We start from the raw sequence: 18,166 nt of genomic DNA on the forward strand, positions 1-18,166 counted from the left end.
TCAAGGTCTACGCGGGCCCGAACCACCCGCACCAGGCGCAGCAGCCGAAGACCTTTGAGATCAACCAGGTTGCCCAGTAGTCCTGGCCACGACCCAAGAATTCACCAAGGAGAAAACTGTGGCTCAGAACGACGAGCTCAATACGGCTGCTGAGGCCGAGGACAACCTGACCAGCTACACCTCGGAGAGCGCGCCTGCCGCCACTGAGACGGCTAAGCGCGAGCGCCCGGCCCTCACGGTGTCCGGTGCGGCCGTCGGCCGCCGCAAGGCTGCCGTCGCCCGCGTCCGCGTTGTTCCCGGGTCGGGCCAGTGGACGATAAACGGCCGCTCGCTCGAGAACTACTTCCCGAACAAGCTCCACCAGCAGGAAGTTAACGATCCGTTCAAGCTTCTCGACCTCGAGGGCGCTTACGACGTGATCGTCCGGATCCACGGCGGTGGGCCGTCCGGCCAGGCCGGCGCGGTGCGCCTTGGTGTGTCGCGCGCCCTCAACGGAATCGACGTTGAGAACAATCGTCCGGCCCTGAAGAAGGCCGGCTTCCTGACTCGTGACGCCCGCGTGGTTGAGCGTAAGAAGGCCGGTCTCAAGAAGGCCCGCCGCGCGCCGCAGTACTCGAAGCGCTGATTTCAGACCTTCCCCCAGAGGGCCCGTCCGGTTTTCACCGGGCGGGCCCTCGGCGTCCTTACGGTAATGGCCGCCTAAGGTCGTATACGGTTGGTTCTCCGTTCATCACTGAGGGGAAGGCTGACCGGACCCATTCTTCAATCGACCGGGCCTCAGGACTCAGCTGCTCTGGTCGGTCACGGATTATGGCGAAGTCGGCGAAGTAGGCCACGCGGCCGCTTCGGACTAGTGCTTTAAATTGCGCCAATGTCGGAGAGGGATCGGAGCCGAGCCAGCCGCCGATCGCCATGACAGGTGTATCGGACGCTAGTTGGTATTGCGCTACGTTCTGTGCGCTGTAGGTGGCTAGGGTCCAGGTAGACGTGCTTGACGCTTCCCGCATCAGACTTATGAGTCGGGGGTCCGGCGGAGCACCGAAGTCGACTTCTTTCTCCCATGACAGGTCAGGTGACGCGTGGACGGCGTCGAGAACGTTCTTGAGGGCCATGGGATCCCGGCTCTTCGATCCTGATGCCGGATTGGTGCCCTCCTGTGGCTGGGATGCTGTAAACATGTTGCTTGCTGCTGGAGCAGTGCCGAGCGCGACGACAGTGAGTATGGCAGCGACCGACTGCACTGTTCGTCTCGAGGGCGTCGCGAGGAAGTGCGCCGCTGCAGCGGCGACGCCCAATCCTCCGAGAGCCCATGGAACCCAATCCGGCCACTGGACGCCATAGCCGATGATGCGAACTTGGCCGTAGACGCCTGCTCCGATTACTACTACTGCCAAAAGCCTTTGTGCCCATCGCTCGGCAGATTGCCTCAATCGGTGCAGCGCAACAGCAACGGTTAGGGCTGCCCAGGGAGCCAGGGAGTGGGTGTAATACGAATGGAGCATGGTGCCCATAAACGACAGGATCGCGGCAACGACGAGGAATGCGACCGCGCACGTGACGCCTAGGAACTGCTGTCCCCGGTTCCACTCTCGCCGGGCGTAGACGAGCACGAGTAGGGCAGCCATGAGGGCGGGTAGGACTAGCCATCCCGCGGCGACTGAGAGGTTCGCGTTGAACAGACGGCCGGGTCCCCCGTCATAGGCCAACCCAGGGGCGTCGATTTGTATGAAGCGAGCCAGGCCGTTGTAGTCCCACGTCAACTCGAGGGCACTATTGCCGAGGGACCCGCCGACATAAGGGCGACTCCCTGCTGGAACCGCATCCACGATGAGGACCCATGCCAATCCGGTCGCCAGCATGCACGCGCCCGCTCCGAGCACACGGCGCCACCGGGTGGCTATGCTTCCGACTCCAAAGACCAGAAGACCGAGCGCGACCGCGGGCACAGCGATCCAAGCTTGGAGTTGCTTGGCCATGAAGCCGAGGCCGAAGAATATGCCACATAGTAGGTAAGGTGCCCAGCGGGTGCTTTTCCTTGCGCGGACTGCGAAATACAACCCTAGGGCCACCAGGAATCCAGTTGTGGCCTCGGGATTGTTGAACCTTGACATCAGGAAGACGACCGGGGTGGTCATATAGAACGTCGTTGCGGTGAGCGCAGTCCAGCGAGGAAACTCCTGTCGCAAGGCTAAATAGAGTACAACCACAGTAGCCGCGCCAAGGACTGCGTGTGGGGCGAGGATGCTCCACGATGACATGCCGAAGATGCGGATCGCGATCGCTGAAGGCCACACAGCAAGCGGCGGCTTATCGATTGAAATCGAGTTTCCCCAATCGAGGGAGCCAAAGAAGAACGCTTTCCAGTCGTGGGCGGCCGCTTGTGCGGCGGCCGCATAGAATGGATTTCCCCAACCGTTGATATCCAGGCGGAATAGGTACAGCGTGAGCGCCGCTGCCATTAGCCCGCCGATGACGAGTGGCTCCGTTATGCGTTTGGAGTCGGTCTTGGCGCGCGACTTGATTGCAACGGAACCCGGATCCCTTGTGGGCCAAGAAGTTTGAACAGTCATTGCATCTCCGAGAAAGAATAATAGGTGAGAGATCCATAAATGGCGGGGGTGTAATGTTGTTCTACCCAGTCAACGATTCGCTGGCTTTCGGCCCCACCTTGCACTCCGCTCGGAAGGGGGCCGAGTACAAGGCCGCCGATTCTTCGTTCGCCGACCAACTGCTTGAAGTCCGTGAGCGTTGGCACTGGGTCCGCACCGTAGAATCCTCCGACAGGCACCACAGGATCCCCGGTCGTGAGCGCTGTCAAGGCTGCGTTCTGTCCTCCTACAGCGGCGGTGACCACGCCTCGACTGGATGTCGTCGAGCGGATGACATTTGCGAGGTCGGGATTTGGCTCAATTCCCAAAATCGCTGATTCATTGGCGGGTGTCATTGAGGACGGGAACCCGAGGCGTGTCGGCGAGTCGGACGCCCCTATTATGCTGGCCGGCCCTGCGCTCGGAGATGAGCCGATATGTCCTGACAGGGAAGTGGCGACAGACCAGACCGCCGGACCTGCGAGCAGTGTCAAGACGACGAGCCCACTCCCGATGCGAGAGATCCTCGGGGGAGGATTCTTCGCTATGAGGAGCGCAGCGCTGACCATAGCCCCCGCGACCACTATTGGGCCGAGGAGCAGCTCGAAGCCGTGTGTGTATAGCCCGACGATGATGAGGTTGAGGAGAAGCACAACAAGGATGCCAGACGCGAGTGCACGGCGAGTCCAGGGCCGGGCGTCACGACAAAGCCCCATATGGAGCACCCAAGCTCCGAGAATCGCCGTGGGCGGAGCGATGACGAGCAAATAATATGGGTGAACAATCCCACCCATATACGCAATCACAGGTACGCTCGTCCACCACCAGATGACTGAGAACATGACCGGCGCGGGCAACGAGTGCGCCTTTCCGCGCAGCACAATCACGATCAGCAATGTAGTGGCTACTATCACGAGCGGCAGCAGCCAGGAGACCTGGCCGGCGTAGTTGGGGTAGATGAGGCGAATGAATCCGATGGCGGGCCCATCGTCCCCGGTCGCCGGCCCGGAAACGCTTGAAGCATCCTGTCCAGTAAGTCGGTCTACGCCGTTGTAGCCGAGCGTCAATTCCCAAACGCTGTTGGTCCTTGAGCCTCCGACGAACGGTCGCGCATCGATCGGCACCAAGCTCACGCCAACAAACCAAGTTAGGCCAGTTGCGATTGCTGCACCCGCCGCGACCGCTCCAATTCTGGCTTTCGTTGTCCATGTGATCCCCCCTGCCCCCAGGACACATAGGGCTACGGCGGGCACGATCAGAAGGATTTGCAACTGTTTGGTCATGAAGCCCAGACCAACAGCGGCGCCAATTGTGAGAGACCATGCAAAGCGAGGTTTGTGCAGGATCCGCAGCGATGCCCACGCGCAGACCGTCATGAGGAGGACGAGCAGGGCGTCTGGGTTGTTGTACCGAAACATGAGCGTAGCCACAGGCATCGTGGCTACTGCGACGCCACCGAACAGGGCATAGATCGACGGGAGGAATGATCGACAGATAGCGTAGACGAGCAGTACAGTGCAGCTGCCCATCAGGGCTTGCGGGATGAGCATTGACCAGGTGTTGAATCCGAAGATTCGGCATGAGAGCGCCATTACCCAGATGCTTAGTGGTGGCTTGTCAACCGAGACGAAATTCCCCATATCTGCACTCGCGAACCAGAACGAGGTCCAGCTTCGCGATGCAGCTTGTACCGCGGCCGCGTAGTAGGCGTTGGCCCAGCCATTTTGGTTGAGTCCTGGGAGATAGAGCGCAGCGGAGAGCGCGGCAAGAAGTATGCGGTGTACATGGCCGCTCCGGGCCCATTCGCCGAGCCCGATAATACGAGCGCCCCAGCGAGGGCTCAGCCCGGTGCGCGCTGTGGTTGCGGCGCTCATGCCGCTGAGGCTCGGCTTGCTACTGAAACCGTGTCGTCTGGGCCCCTAGCCACCGTCGTCCGCGTGCGGAAGACCCATGCCTTGAGGAGCGCGAATCGCAGGATAGTGGCGACGATGTTGGCGGCGGTAAGCGTCACCAGTTCGGCGGTCGCTCCTGGCTGTCCTATTACTGCGTGCAGCCCCAGCAGCGACGACGAAGTGAGAGCCCAAGCAAGGCCGAACACAATGAGCCCTTGGAACTGTTGCAACCCGTAATGCTCGGGCCCGCGAATTCCGAAGGTAAAGCGTCGGTTCGCAGCCGTGTTGAGCACAGCGGTGATGAGAAGCGCTGCAAAGTTGGCAGCCTGGGCACCGGCCATCGGCTGAATCAGGAGATACAGCAGGGCAAACGCGACCGTGGAGAGAACTCCGACGGCTCCGAAGCGAAGTACTTGGCCGAAAAACGACGGCGGCAAACTGGGTAGGAGGGGGCGTCGGCCGAGTTCCGCATAGATGGCCGGCAGCGGTACTTTGCCCCTGGCAAGCGACCCCACGACACGCACGATGCCGCGCATGTCGTCCAAGGCCGTCTGCTTGATGTTGACGCTGCTAGTCGGGTCGTCTGTCCAGTCCACGGGGATCTCGTGGATCCGCAGGCCGGCCCGTTCCGCGAGGACCAGAAGTTCGGTGTCGAAGAACCAAGCATTGTCCTCGACATGGGGGAGTAGGGCCTTCGCAGCGTCCGCACGGATCGCTTTGAAACCACACTGCGCATCGGAAAAGCGCACTCCGAGCGCACCGTGGAGCATTGCGTTGTACGTGCGGGAGATAAATTCACGCTTCGGGCCGCGAACAACTCGGGAGTCTCGCCGGAGCCGAGTGCCGATCGACAGGTCAGAGTGGCCCGAGAGAAGAGGCGCGAGCAACGGCGGCAGCGCTGCAAGATCCGTCGAGAGGTCGACGTCGAGGTAGGCCAGCACTTCGGCCTCGGACTCCGACCACGTCGTCCGGAGCGCGTAGCCGCGGCCCTTCGTCTCGAGACGGCGGTAGCTGACCCGCTCGAGCTCCGCAGCGAGCTCCTCGCCGATCTCCCGAGTCCCATCGGTACTTGCGTTGTCGGCAATGGTGACCCGCCAGGGAACCTGGAAGGCGTCGTCCAGATATGCGACGACATCTCTGACGCTCGCCTCGAGGCTCGCCTCTTCGTTGTAAACCGGGATGACGAGCTCGATCGCCAGGCCCCCGCTGCTTCTGGTCATGCCGAAAAAGGTAGGTCTCGAGGATGCGGGCCTACTAGAGGTCTGGTGAAAGACGAGTACCTCGTCGGAGAAACTCAGGTACTCCGTTTGGCAACGCTCTTGACCACGGGAATCCACGTGGAAAAGTCGAGTACTCCAAGATCGTCTCCAAGTATTGCGAGAAGTCTTCGTCCCGCTCGGCGATGCGGGCGCGGCGACGTCGCCCCGCTGGGCTGATGAGAAAGAGCCTGGGCAGGAGAGAGCTGAGGCCAGGCGAGCTCAGGATGGATAAGTCCTCGTATTCGAAACGCGTCTGCTTCCCGCCCTCGCCGCTCGGCGATCAGTCGGCTGCCTCCTGGAAGCGCGTGACGTGAGTGCGATCCCAAGGGCCTTCGTACGTCCGCCCCTCGAGCTGTTCGACGTGGGTCCACCGCGGCGCGTAGAACTCGATCTGCGGTGCGCGAAGCAGTTCGGCCCTGCCCCGGTAGCCAGCTACCCGTCCAAGCAGAGGATCTGTCCGTCTCACAAGCGGCGGATTCCCGTGCGCGTCATCCTCGATTGTGAGGGATTCTGTGTCGGCTTATTGTCTGCATGCAAGGACGTTTCGGACGAATAGGACCGCGCCATGGCGTAAAAGTAGGATTAGGCGAACGCATCAGAAAAAAGCGTCCGTCTGTGTTAGCCCGCGGGATTTTCGGGGACATGCCCTGCAGACGGCCGCCTTTCAGGCTATATCCAGCGGGCTCGGGTTGAGCATTCTCGTCTGTGTTGTGCTCACGAATTCCGCGACATGCGGGCGATCGCCTCGACCATAAGGAAGCACCTCGAAATAGTCCGCATAAGGCGTTGCGTTGATTCCGAGCCTAAAGACCAACTTCAGCCGCGTCCCAGACCCACCGCCAAACTCCTCCAAGCGCACGTCGCTCACCGCACTCCAGGGAATCGTCCCGAACGACGCATGTCGCAGCGGCCGGCGCACTTCGAGGCCGTTCTCGTCGGCGATGACCTGGATGAAGAATCCGCGCCCCTTTGCCTCCTCGACGAGGCGTCCGGGCTTGAGGAAGGAAGCGGTACTGTTCTCGGCCCAGTAGCTCGTCAGGACGACTGCGGTGGGACGCTGGGCTCGAACGACGGCCGCCGATCGCAGCGCGCGGACAGCCGGGATCACGATCAGGATCAAGAAGGTAGCCGTCATGGCCGAGACTGCGCAGAGACCGATGAACCAGCCATCCGACTTTCCCATGTCGCTGCGGTATCGAAGGAGCCTCGCGAGCACCACAGCAGCTGCAACGAGCAGAAGCGCAAAGTGGAAACGGTGGAGGCCCAATCTCCCTCGCTGGTCGTTCATGGAGCGACTGTAGGACCCGCCGGAATGAAAGGTGAGGGGTGAAGGGAAAGACGAGTAGTCAAGGAGGCAAAGACAAGTACTCGCGGCACTCACTCACACCCGGTAGCTGAGCGGACGGGATTGCAGCGACGCGAGCGCCTCCCACGCAAGCGCCTGATGGCAGACGACGTCGAGATCAACCTCGTCGGCGATCTGCTCCAGACGAGCGCGGGAAGGAATGCCGTCGCAGTAGAGGGACTGAGCCTCCTCCCGCGGCACCTCGGAGAACGCCACGGCCAATTCGTCCTGGCGTCCGACGCGTACGCTGACGGGCCGAACCCTGCCGTAAACGGCAGCGAAGGCCCGAGAGGCGGTAATTGCATAGGCCTTGAGGAATTCGTGCCGCACATGATCGCGCTCAAGTCCGGCGCGGCGAGCTGCTTCTCCGATGATCCTGTCGATGTGCCGGCTCAGGGAACTTTGACCGAGGGAAACCTCCCAAGACCCGTCGCAGGATTCACAGCTTCCCTCGAACTCGGCCTTCCGCGCCTCGCGCAGTGCAGACTGTGCCAATTCGGCAATCTGGAAACCTCTCAGGGCCTGCCGGAGCACCTCGGGGCAGATCATCTCGCGCGCCAGGAGGTGCTCGAAATGGTCTCCGACGCCGGAGATTTGGACCACAACCTTCAGGCAGCCCGGAGTGCCGCGAGAGGCCCGAGTCATGGATCCGAGCACCTGCCCGTCCGCTCGGGACGCCTCAATCAATGTGTTGATTCGGGCAGTTAACAGCTCTTTGACCACGTTCTCGCATCCGATCATTTCCTGACCGTTCGGCTCGAGCTCGGTGAGCGCGGCCCGGACGGACGCCTCGATCGCCTCGGTGGAGAGGAGTTCCTCGAACGTCTTCACATTGCTTGCGGTGGGAACTTCTGGATTCACGCCGACCCCCATCCTCGTGCCGTGACCTCCATGCTTGGACCCACCGCGTTATCGGTGCGTTATCGCCTGCTCACTCAGCCCGGGCCAAGTGTTTAGGCCGTAGGGCAAGAGAGGAACCGGGTACGAACTCGGAAGCCACCCAAGTAGCGCCCCCGAGCAGATTGCGTAGCGATCACTCGGGACAGAACGGTCCGTCTGGTCTGTACTGGTCGTCGGGTCCGCTATCCGTGCCGGCGGTGGCACGGGATCGCTCGAGCAAAGGGCAGGCGGGCAGCATGGCGATCGCGGGGGTGATGTCCAAGTATGGCGACGTGGGAAGTGAGGCTCCTCGGCAGCTGGCAATTGCTGGCTGACGATCGAGCAGTTTCAGTAGGAATACGACAACAGCGGCTGATCAGCGTCCTGGCCCTCGTGGGATCCCGTCCACGCTCCTATCTGGCGGGGCTTCTGTGGCCCGAGAGCAGTCAGCGGCAGGCTGGCGGCAGCGTCCGCGCAGCGGTCTTCAAGATCCGCCACGAAATGCCGGGTCTTCTCACCGACAGCATTGAACCGGTGGGGCTGGAAGCCGGCGTCCGCGTGGACTTCCACGACTTGCGGCAGCAGGCCGACCCTGAGACGACGGCGGGCGCCGTGGCCCGAGGAATCGAGGACCGGCTCGCGGGCCTCGAGCTCCTTCCCGGCTGGTACGACGATTGGGTGCTGTTCCAGCAGGAGCGCTGGAGGGGGTTCCGCTTGGCCGCGCTCGAAACCATCGCCCGCAGAAGGCTGGACGGCGGGAACCCAGAAGGCGCGATCGTCGCAGCCAGGCATGCCGCCGAGCTCGAGCCGCTGCGCGAGAGCTCGCAGGCCCTCCTGATCCGGGCGCAGATTGCGGCGGGGGATCCGGCGGCGGCGTTCCGCACTCACGAGCGCTTTCGCCGTCGGCTCTGGGAAGAGCTCGGGCTCGAGCCATCGCCCGAGCTGAAAGCGGCCTTCGGTCCCCATTTCAGCCCCGGCCAGTTCCGCAAGCACGTCACCGTGGTCCGCGAGCCGGCGCCCGCGGGCCTCTCCCACCTCATGTTGTCCAGAAAGGACGGCTGAACATGCCCGATCGTCAGCGCAGATGGAAACCCGCCGCCGTCGTGCTTTCCCTCCTCGGGACGCTTCTTCTGGCGACGTCGGTTCCCGGAGCCGCCTCGGCCGCCGGGCGGGGCCCCTCGAATGACCTGCGGTCGTCGATCTCCCTGGACGCGGCGTCGTCGGCCATTCCCACGACGGCGCGCACGGCGGTGACCGATTCGGCGAACGCCACCGCCGTCTTGGAGGGGCAGGGACGGAAAGCGGTCGCAACAGCAGTTGCGACAAGCGGGTGCGACGGCTGTGCTGGAACGGCCACCACCTTTCAGACCGTCTTGGTGAAACAGGGGGGCGCCGCCATCGCGGACAACGTCGCCACCGCCTGGTCCAGCTGCTCGAGCTGCTCCTCGTCTGCGGTCTCGGTCCAGATCATCACCGGGCCCAGCGCGAGCTCGGTCGAGGTCAACAATCGCTCGCTCGCGCTGAATGCCGGGTGCACCGCCTGCACGACGACGGCGGTCGCGCTCCAATTCCTGGTGATCGGCGGCTCCCAGCGTGAACTCTCAGGGACGACCAAGGCGCTCATCCAGCAGATAGAACAGGATCTCGGAATCCAATTGGCCGGGAAGTCAGTTCACCGCGACCAGGCTCAGAAGGCCGCCGACGACGCCGGCAAGCGCGCCAAGTCGGCCATTGCAGCGGACCTCCGCCCTGCGGACGTTTCCGTGAGAGTCGAACTCAAGACCGGCAACTGACCGAAGCAAATTGAGCAAGCCCCTCGCGCCGATGCCCGGCGCGAGGGGCTTTTTTCTGTGCCCATCGGGCGAATAACGCACCCGTAACACCTGCATAACGCGGGCTTCGTTTGACTCGCATCAGCGGTCGAATTCATCGATCCGCGAAACCAGATCCCTTTCATCAAGGAGTTGAGTCCCATGACGAAGCTGACCATCACCGAGCTCGCCGCCGAGTCCGTCGAGCTGCTCCCGAGCCGCGACACCCTCTTCTTCAACGTCAACCTCGCCCAGGTTGTGGCCTCCAACAGCTCTCTTGCGCTGAACGCGGTTACGTCGGGTTCGCTCGCGAACAGCCAGGCCGGCCAGTGGATCTCGGTCTCCCAGCACTGAGCCTCTGCTGATCACCTTCCGGGGCGCTCGTGCTGACCACCTGCCGCCCCGGAAGGAGGGCCCGGGACACGGTGTCCACGAAGAACCGAAGGAAGGGCAGCATGACCGAGCAAGTGATCGCCGCACCCGAGAGGTGGCAGCGTGCGGCGGGCGTGGAGCTCTTGGGCCAAGTCTCCGGCTCGGGGCTCAATCACAGCACCTTCCTGGTGCGGCGTCCCGACGGTCAGGTCGTCCAGCTCAGCGAGCTCCTGCACTGCATCGTGGCCCACGCCTCCAGCCCTCTGGGAGCGGACGAGCTCGCCGACCGCGTGAGCCAGGCCTACGGGCGGGAACTCGATGCCGAGGGCCTGCACCTCCTGGCCACGTCGAAGCTCGAACCCCTCGGACTCCTCGAGGTGCCGGGCACGGCAGTCTTGGTCGATGCGCCCACCGCGACTCCGTTGCTCGCACTCCGCGCGAAGGCCACCGTGGTGCCGCGCCGCGCCGTCGAACGCCTCTCATTCCTCCTCAAGCCGCTCTATGCGCCGCCGATTGTCGTTCTCGCCTGCCTCGGGCTGATCGGGTTGGATGTCCGGCTCTTCGTCGGCTCCGACCCCCTCGCGGCCCTCAATGACGTCCTCATGACGCCGACCATGCTCCTCACGCTGTTCCTGCTCATGACGGCGGGCGCACTCGTTCACGAACTGGGCCACGCGACCGCTTGCCGCTATGGCGGCGCGACTCCTGGTGTCATCGGGGTGGGCATCTACGTGGTCTTCCCGGCGTTCTACACGGACGTCACGGACTCCTACCGTCTCAGCCGCGGCGGACGCATCCGGACCGATCTCGGCGGCCTCTACTTCCACCTGTGGTGGGTCCTCGCGGCTGGCATCGGCTACCTCGCGACCGGCAGTCCGCTGCTTCTGCTGCTCGTGATCATGACCCAATTGCAGATGGCCCAGCAGCTGCCCCCGACCATCCGCCTCGACGGGTATTTCGTGCTCGCCGACCTTGCCGGAGTTCCCGACCTCTTCGCCCGCGTCGGCCCCGTCTTCCGGAGCCTGCTCCCAGGCCGCCCGACCGATCCCCGGGTGAGCGAGCTCAAGCCCCTGTCCCGCCGGATCGTCACCGCTTGGGTCCTCATTGTCATTCCGTTCCTCGCAGGCGTCCTCGTCTGGCTCGCCGTGAGCCTGCCGTTCGTCGTGACGTCGGGCGCCTCGGCCGTAAGCGTCCACGCCCAGAACCTGGCAGCCGCACTGGCGAAGGGGCAGGTGCCCGAAGCGATCATCTCGCTCCTCGGGGTGATCCTGCTCGCCCTCCCGGTGCTCGGCTCGGTGCTGATCCTCGCCCAGGCGTTCGCGAACCTCGCCAGGCAGCTCACCAGGCGCTTCCGGCCCCAAAGGACGACGACGGCGCGCGCCCGCCACGTGGCGACCCGCGCCGAGCGCAGGCGCTCGAGCCGCCGGCGCACTCCGGCCCACAAGACAGCTCTCATCCGCTGAGAGAAGAACTGCCAGCAGCAGAGAGGAGGTGACCATCATGCAGAAGCTCACCCTGGCCGATCTGGCCGCCGAAGACGTCGAACTGCTCCCTCGCCGGGAGACGCTCTTCTGGAATTTCAACACTGCCCTCGTGGGAGCGACGAACTCCTCGCTCGCGCTCAACGTGGCGACGATCTGTTCGTCCGCGAACAGCGCCGCACTCCAGCAGATCGTGGTCTCGCAGCGCTAGGACCGCGGCTCACCGCTTGCGCAACTTCACATCCAGGAGGAAATGGCCATGAATACACTCACTGTTGCCGAACTGGCCGGAGAGCACGCGGAGCTCCTTCCGCAGCGCGACACCCTGCTCTTCGACATCAACATCGCGCCCGTTGTGGCGGTGAACCTCTCGTTCGCGATCAACGCCGCGACGATCGGGTCCACTGCCAGCTCGAACGCGTTCCAGTGGCTCGGAGTGCTTCAGCACTGACAGGGCTGAGGGGGCCGGGACCCGGCGTGCCGCGGAGACAGCTCTGTGTCCCGCCCGGACCGGCCCCCACCCGCCCGTCCCTTTCCTTCCTCACTCGAACGAGTAACGCAGCAATAACGCCGGCATAACGCACGGTCGGTTGACTGTGTTCAACGGCCTGCACCGGTTCGTCATTCACTACAAACAAGGAGTTGAGTTCCATGACCAAGCTGACCCTCACTGACCTGACCGCCGAGACCGTCGAGATGCTCCCCAGCCGGGAGACCTTGTTCTTCAACTTCAACGGAGCACTCGTGAACGCCACGAACGTCTCCTACGCGGTCAACGCGGCCACGATCCTCTCGAGCGCCAACAGCGCGGCGCTCCAGAGCATCCACATCTCGCAGGGCTGACGGCTGCCGCAGATCCCGGTGCCCGCATCCAGTCGGCGGGCACCGGGAGGCTCCGGCGGAGATCACCACAGGCTGGCGGGGAGGGGAAACATGGGACGGCGGACAGCACGACGGCGATGGCTCCGGATGCGCTACGTGGTCCTTGCGCTCGCCGTCGCCTTCGCCGTGGGGGGCGCGGGCTTTCAGGTCGCCGACGCGGCGCATCAGCAGAATCGCGCGCTCGAGGCCGATCGTTTGGCCGCCCAGAGGGCTGACTCTGGCGAGGCCCCTTCTCCTGCGCCTACTTCTTCTGCGCCTACTCGTTCTGCGCAGTCCTCTTCTGCGCCGGTCGCTCCTGTGCCGTCCCCTCATGTGCCCAGCCCCACTGCGGGCAACAAACTCGTTCTTCCCCCCACCAAGTTCGCCTGGCCCGCAGCGGGAATCTCGGTCAACGTGCTGCCGCTCGCGTGGTCGCAGGGCGAGACCGTCGACCCGCCGCTCGACGCCAATGGTTTCGACCCCGTGGCGCACTGGCTCGCAGGAACCGGAACGGTGGCAGGAATCAAGCCGGTCGTCCTTGCCGCACACTCGTGCCACGAAGGCATCCCGCTCTGCAACGACTCGACCTTCCCGTTCAACCGGCTGAGCTATCCCGGCTGGACGCAGGGTCAGACGGCCATAGTCACCGGCGCCAACGGGCTCTCGGTGCCGTGCACCCTCGCGGACAGGAGGCTCGTGGACAAATCACGCGCATTCTCGTTCGCCAACGACCCCTGCACTGTCGTGGTGTTCTCGTGCAATTTCGAGAATCCCGACAGCCAGGTGGTGCTCCTGACATTCCGATGCGGCCAGTGCACCTGAATGCCAGCCACTTCTCCTTGTCACTTTGTCGAGGGCATTGCGCCCTTTGGAAAGGAGGCGGCCAGCATGCCGCTGAACTCAAAGCCGCGTCGCAAGGGCGCGAGGACCATCTTCACGCTGAGTGCCTGTGCCCTCATGAGCGCGGGCGTCGCAACGAATCCCGCGTGGGCCGGCCAAGGCATCCCGGGCGGCGTGAACGGCCTGCCCGGGACCGGAATTACCGTCCCATCGACAGGAACCGGCGTTCCCGGGGTCGGCGACATCCTGGGCGGGGGGCTTCCCGGGGGCCTGCCCACCGAGCTGCCGAGTCTGCCCGGCGGGGCCCCGGGAACCTGCGGCTGCCAAGGCGGCCCGACGTCGAGCCCCACCCCAACGTCGACGCACACGGTTACTCCGACGCCGTCGCCCACTGAGACTCACACTGGCACGCCAACGCCGACTCCCACCGGGACACACACCGGCACGCCAACGCCGTCGCCCACGACCTCGAGCGCGTCACCGAGCGGCGCGGCGGCGGGCGGCACCACCACAACGCCGGGCACCACCACAACGTCGGGCACCGTCACCGTCGCCCAAGCGGCCGGTGGTTCGGCGATCGGTGGTTCGGCGATCGGTGGTTCAACGGTCCAGCAAGGCGCAGGAGCAGGCGCCGCCGGCCAGGGTGAGGTGAGCATGACGGCCCAGACAGGCGCTGGCGCCGCGGCCCCGGACTACACCGCCTCGACCTCGCTCTTCGCCTCCGGGTTCGTCCTGCTGCTGTGGTCGTTGTTCGGCCCCCGAGGCTCGCGGCGCGGCACGCACGCCCACCGCGCCCACTGACACCCCGATACGAAGGCTTGCGGTTCCGGCGTCCCGCTCAGTGTGGAGACGCCGGAACCGCTCCTCTGCCCGCGACCCGTAGACTGGTCCCGATGACTAGGCTCTTCGGAACGGACGGTGTCCGCGGGTTGGCCAACGGCCTGCTGGACGCGCAGCTGGCACTCAGGCTCTCTCAAGCGGCTGCGGTCGTGCTCGGGCACCGCGAGGTCCCTGACGGCACACGGCCGCGCGCCGTCGTGGCCCGCGACCCTCGCGCGAGCGGGGCATTCCTGAGCGCGGCAGTCGAGGCTGGGCTCGCGAGCGCCGGCGTCGACGTGTACAACGCGGGCGTGCTCCCGACGCCGGCGGCGGCCTACCTCGTGGCCGACCTCAACGCCGATTTCGGCGTCATGATCTCCGCCTCGCACAACCCCGCGCCGGACAACGGCATCAAATTCTTCGCCCGCGGTGGCCACAAGCTCCCGGACGAGGTCGAGGACGCGATCGAGGCTGAGCTCGCGAGCGAGCCGGTCCGTCCGACGGGCGACGGCGTGGGCCGTGTCCGCCGGTTCGCCGACGCCGAGGACCGCTACGTCCTCCACCTGCTCACCACCCTGCCGCACCGGCTCGACGGCCTCACGGTGGTGCTCGACTGCGCCCACGGTGCGGCCTCGGGCTGCTCGCCCCAGGTGTTCAAGGACGCGGGCGCGAACGTCATCGTGATCGGCGCGGAGCCGGATGGCATCAACATCAACGAAGGCGTCGGATCCACCCACCTCGAGGCGCTCCAGGCCGCCGTGGTCGCCAACGGAGCCAATCTTGGGATTGCGCACGACGGCGACGCCGACCGCTGCCTCGCTGTGGACCACGAAGGCAACGTCGTGGACGGCGATCAGATCATGGCGGTGCTCGGTCTGGCCCTGAAGGCCGACGGGCGCCTGCGGGACGACGTCCTCGTCGCGACCGTGATGAGCAACCTCGGGCTCAAGATCGCGCTCCGCGAGGCTGGCATCACCATCCGGGAGACCGCGGTCGGAGACCGCTACGTCCTCGAGGAGATGCGCGCGCACAACTACTCGATCGGCGGCGAGCAGAGCGGCCACGTCATCTTCCTGGACTATGCGACGACGGGCGACGGCGTCCTGACCGGCCTCCAGCTCGCCGCGCAGGTGGCCAAGACGGGCAAGACCCTCAAAGAGCTCGCCTCCGTGATGACTCGGCTTCCGCAGGTGCTCATCAACGTCAAGGGGGTGGACAAGTCGCGCGTTCGGGAGGACGACGGCGTGTCCCTCGCTGTGGCCGAGGCGGAGGCAGAGCTCGGCGAGACCGGGCGCGTCCTCCTTCGGCCGTCGGGCACCGAGCCGGTGGTCCGCGTCATGGTCGAGGCCGCGGACGAGGAAACCGCTCAGCGGATTGCCGAGCGGCTCGCCGGTGTGGTGCAGAGCAGGCTTTCCCTCGCAGGCGAGGCAGAACAGGTGAGCCCCGCATAGGCTAGCCGCATGCGCCCGCCGCCGCCCGCCGTCGTCCGTCTGGTCCAGCGACTCAGCGATGCGCTGGGGCGCGCGGGCCTGGCTCTCCAGCCCCCGCAGGCGAGGTTCCTCCAGCTTACCGGCGGAGTTGCCTCCATCATGCTCATGCGGGCGGCGCTTGAGACGAAGCTCGTCGAACCGCTCGCGCACGGCCCGTTGACCGCCCCAGCACTCGCGGACCGTCTGGGATTGCATGCCGACACGGTCCATCGCGTGCTGCGCGGACTCGCCGTCTACGGGCTGGCGCGCCTGGATTCGCGCGGGCGTTTCTCGCTCACCTCCACGGGCCGCCTTCTCCTCGACGAGAACCCGCATTCGATGTCCGGCTGGATCCGCTACCTCACCTCGCCCCTGGTGATTCAGGGGTGGTTCCGCATCCCGGAGTCCCTCCGGGACGGCCTGCCCGCCTTCAACGCTGCCACTGGGAAGACCATCTGGGAGCACCTCGCCGAGAATCCGGAGGAAGAGGACGGCTTCGCCCGGACCATGCGCGAACTCACGCTCATGGCCGCGCCTCTCATCGTCGCAGCGTATCCGTGGCCCGAGACGGGCACGGTGTGCGACGTGGGAGGCGGTGTCGGCTCGATGCTCGCGGAAGTCCTGCGGCGACGATCCGGTCTGCGAGGGCTGCTCGTTGACCAAGCCGGGCCCCTCGCCGGCTCGGGGGAGTACCTCGCCTCGCGCGGCGTGGCCCATCGCGTGACCGCCGTCGAAGGCGATCTCTTCACCGGCTTCCGCGCCGACGCGAACATCTACCTGCTCAAGGACGTGCTGCACGACTGGGACGATGCGCAATGCCGCCAGATCCTGCGCACGGTGCGGGACGCGGCGCGGCCGGGCGCGCGGGTGCTGGTGCTCGAGTGGCTGCAGGAGCGGAACCGTGCGGAGTTCCCGGTGTCCGTCTCCGACATCATGATGCTCGCCCAGACCGAGGGCCGGCAGCGATCGGCGTCGGAGTTCTTCGCGCTGGGCTCCGCGGCGGGGTTCGAGCGCGGACGCGTGATCGACACGGGCGCCTACGGAATCGTCGAGCTCGTGGCCGCCTAAGTGCGCGTAAGGCGCTCACTCCCGGGTAATTGCAGTTTGCAAGGAGCGGGGAGAAGGCGATGTCCACCCGAGAGAGCGAGCGATCTCGCACGGGGAGCGGTTGGAAGACCTGGCTGAGGGCACTCGGCCCGGGCCTCGTGACCGGCGCGGCCGACGACGACCCCTCCGGAGTTGCCACCTACGCCCAAGCCGGCGCGCAATACGGCTTCGCGATGGTGTGGACCGCTCCCGTGGTGCTGCCGATGATGATCGCCGTCCAGGACATGTGCGACCGTACGGCGACTGCCACCGGTGACACGCTCGGCAAGCTCGTCCACCGGCGCTTCGCGCGTGCTGGCAGGGCCGTGGTAGGGCTCCTCCTCGTGTGCCTGCTCGTCGCGAACGTGGTCAACGTCGCCGCAGACCTCATGGCCATCGGCCAAGGGATGCAGCTCCTCGGCGCCGGCCCGTCCCAGCTCTGGGCGCCCCTGGGAGGCCTCGCACTCGGTGTCCTGCTGATCACGGGCTCCTACCGGCTCGTGGCGAAGGTCTTCGTGTGGCTGTGCATGGCGCTCTTCGCGTACGTGATTGTCCTCTTCCTGGCCAATGTGGACTGGAAGGGGGTGTGGACCGGGCTCACGTTCCAGCACCTTTCCTTCGACCTTCAGTTCTGGGGGCTCATCGCCGCGGTGTTCGGCACGTCGATTTCGCCCTATATGTTCTTCTGGGAGAGCGGCCAGCGGATCGAAGAGCTTCGCCAAGCCCCCGAGAACGGACGCCGTGCGGCTTCCGATCGCGACATCCCGGAGCACAAGGCCCAGCGTCGCCGGCGGCAGCAGCGCATCGACGTGACAACGGGCATGACCTTCTCGGTCCTCGTGATGTTCGCGATCATCGTGGCCACTGGAGCGACGATCGGGCGCCATCCCCAAGACATCAACACCGCTGCCGACGCCGCCCGCGCCCTCCAGCCCCTCGCGGGTCCCTACGCGGGCGCGGTGTTCGCGCTCGGGTTCATCGGAACCGGCCTCCTCAGCGTCCCCGTCCTCGCATCCTCCGCGTGCATCGGCCTGAGCGGCCTCACCGGCAAGAACTGGGGATTCGAGCGGCGCCCCCGCAACGCCCCCGTGTTCTATGGGCTGCTGGTTCTTGTCCTGCTTGTGGGTACCGTCCTCGCCGCAGTCCTCACGGACGCCATCGGCCTGCTGGTCTTCTCGGCGATGCTCAACGCGATCGCCGCGGCACCCTTCCTCGTGGTCATCCTGCTCATCTCGGGCAGCAGGCGCCTGATGGGGGAACGACGCAACGGTCCCCTCGCGACGACGGCAGGCTGGGTCACCGCCGTCATCATGGCGCTCGCCGGAGTCCTGGCCATCTGGGCACAGTTCGGGTGAAATCCGCCCTTGCTTCGGGTGCCTTCCTCCGTTGCGCCGTCCCCTGTTGCGGGGGGGGGCCCCGCCAACCGGGCCACCCCCCCCATATACGCCCCCGCCCGCGAGGCGC

18 protein-coding genes and 1 pseudogene are annotated in these 18,166 nt (G+C 65.3%); 14 read left to right on the forward strand and 5 right to left on the reverse strand.

Translation table 11 applies throughout. The features are described from left to right. Both ACTHL9_RS01190 and rpsI read left to right on the forward strand, forming a co-directional pair. A pseudogene (locus tag ACTHL9_RS01190) lies at positions 1-80 on the forward strand (50S ribosomal protein L13); the annotation flags it as partial. 38 nt (positions 81-118) lie between these two features. Continuing rightward, entirely contained in the window at positions 119-625 is a 507-nt protein-coding gene (gene rpsI, locus ACTHL9_RS01195) for a 30S ribosomal protein S9 (RefSeq protein WP_440516798.1), read from the forward strand. Positions 626-683: 58 nt separating this feature from the next. On the opposite strand, the gene ACTHL9_RS01200 is transcribed toward rpsI, so the two are convergent. The 5 genes from ACTHL9_RS01200 to ACTHL9_RS01220 all read right to left on the reverse strand — a co-directional run bounded on the left by ACTHL9_RS01200 (position 684) and on the right by ACTHL9_RS01220 (position 7,945). Next, positions 684-2,459: an ArnT family glycosyltransferase gene (locus tag ACTHL9_RS01200; RefSeq protein ID WP_440516799.1), complete on the reverse strand. Its 1,776-nt coding sequence runs from the start codon at positions 2,457-2,459 to the stop codon at positions 684-686. A 107-nt stretch (positions 2,460-2,566) separates the two neighbouring features. Then, positions 2,567-4,462, reverse strand: a complete 1,896-nt coding sequence (locus ACTHL9_RS01205; RefSeq protein WP_440516800.1) for an ArnT family glycosyltransferase — start codon at positions 4,460-4,462, stop codon at positions 2,567-2,569. Then, positions 4,459-5,700, reverse strand: a complete 1,242-nt coding sequence (locus ACTHL9_RS01210) for a glycosyltransferase (protein WP_440516801.1) — start codon at positions 5,698-5,700, stop codon at positions 4,459-4,461. The genes ACTHL9_RS01205 and ACTHL9_RS01210 overlap by 4 nt, the downstream gene beginning before the upstream one ends. A 703-nt stretch (positions 5,701-6,403) precedes the next feature. Further along, on the reverse strand, positions 6,404-7,027 hold the full coding sequence (locus ACTHL9_RS01215) for a hypothetical protein (RefSeq protein ID WP_440516802.1): 624 nt from the start codon (positions 7,025-7,027) through the stop codon (positions 6,404-6,406). Between the two features lie 93 nt (positions 7,028-7,120). Beyond that, positions 7,121-7,945, reverse strand: a complete 825-nt coding sequence (locus ACTHL9_RS01220; protein WP_440516803.1) for a hypothetical protein — start codon at positions 7,943-7,945, stop codon at positions 7,121-7,123. Between the two features lie 411 nt (positions 7,946-8,356). On the opposite strand from ACTHL9_RS01220, the gene ACTHL9_RS01225 reads away from it, so the two are divergent. The 12 genes from ACTHL9_RS01225 to ACTHL9_RS01280 all read left to right on the forward strand — a co-directional run bounded on the left by ACTHL9_RS01225 (position 8,357) and on the right by ACTHL9_RS01280 (position 18,057). Then, positions 8,357-9,025, forward strand: coding sequence for an AfsR/SARP family transcriptional regulator (locus ACTHL9_RS01225; protein ID WP_440516804.1), 669 nt, complete (start codon positions 8,357-8,359; stop codon positions 9,023-9,025). Between the two features lie 2 nt (positions 9,026-9,027). Then, a complete protein-coding gene (locus ACTHL9_RS01230) occupies positions 9,028-9,756 on the forward strand; it encodes a hypothetical protein (RefSeq protein ID WP_440516805.1) in 729 nt (242 codons plus the stop codon). Positions 9,757-9,936: 180 nt separating this feature from the next. Further along, positions 9,937-10,128 (forward strand): hypothetical protein, encoded by a 192-nt coding sequence (locus ACTHL9_RS01235; RefSeq protein ID WP_440516806.1) that lies wholly within the window; start codon positions 9,937-9,939, stop codon positions 10,126-10,128. A gap of 101 nt (positions 10,129-10,229) precedes the next feature. Then, complete coding sequence (locus tag ACTHL9_RS01240) at positions 10,230-11,609, forward strand: hypothetical protein (RefSeq protein WP_440516807.1); 1,380 nt, start codon at positions 10,230-10,232, stop codon at positions 11,607-11,609. 37 nt (positions 11,610-11,646) lie between these two features. Continuing rightward, the gene (locus ACTHL9_RS01245) at positions 11,647-11,838 is read left to right on the forward strand and encodes a hypothetical protein (RefSeq protein ID WP_440516808.1); all 192 of its coding nucleotides are present in this window, start codon (positions 11,647-11,649) and stop codon (positions 11,836-11,838) included. Positions 11,839-11,886: 48 nt separating this feature from the next. Beyond that, entirely contained in the window at positions 11,887-12,078 is a 192-nt protein-coding gene (locus tag ACTHL9_RS01250) for a hypothetical protein (RefSeq protein WP_440516809.1), read from the forward strand. Between the two features lie 200 nt (positions 12,079-12,278). Further along, positions 12,279-12,470, forward strand: coding sequence for a hypothetical protein (locus ACTHL9_RS01255; protein WP_440516810.1), 192 nt, complete (start codon positions 12,279-12,281; stop codon positions 12,468-12,470). Between the two features lie 90 nt (positions 12,471-12,560). Continuing rightward, positions 12,561-13,310: a hypothetical protein gene (locus ACTHL9_RS01260; protein ID WP_440516811.1), complete on the forward strand. Its 750-nt coding sequence runs from the start codon at positions 12,561-12,563 to the stop codon at positions 13,308-13,310. 66 nt (positions 13,311-13,376) lie between these two features. Then, complete coding sequence (locus tag ACTHL9_RS01265) at positions 13,377-14,129, forward strand: hypothetical protein (RefSeq protein ID WP_440516812.1); 753 nt, start codon at positions 13,377-13,379, stop codon at positions 14,127-14,129. Between the two features lie 92 nt (positions 14,130-14,221). Continuing rightward, positions 14,222-15,598 (forward strand): phosphoglucosamine mutase, encoded by a 1,377-nt coding sequence (gene glmM / locus ACTHL9_RS01270; protein ID WP_440516813.1) that lies wholly within the window; start codon positions 14,222-14,224, stop codon positions 15,596-15,598. 9 nt (positions 15,599-15,607) lie between these two features. After that, positions 15,608-16,684 carry a methyltransferase gene (locus ACTHL9_RS01275; protein WP_440516814.1) on the forward strand — a complete coding sequence of 359 codons (1,077 nt, stop codon included), beginning with the start codon at positions 15,608-15,610 and terminating at the stop codon, positions 16,682-16,684. A 59-nt stretch (positions 16,685-16,743) separates the two neighbouring features. Then, complete coding sequence (locus tag ACTHL9_RS01280; RefSeq protein ID WP_440516815.1) at positions 16,744-18,057, forward strand: Nramp family divalent metal transporter; 1,314 nt, start codon at positions 16,744-16,746, stop codon at positions 18,055-18,057. Positions 18,058-18,166 lie beyond the last annotated feature (109 nt).

The sequence above is a fragment of the Sinomonas sp. genome (assembly GCF_051955515.1).
Taxonomy (GTDB): Bacteria; Actinomycetota; Actinomycetes; order Actinomycetales; family Micrococcaceae; genus Sinomonas.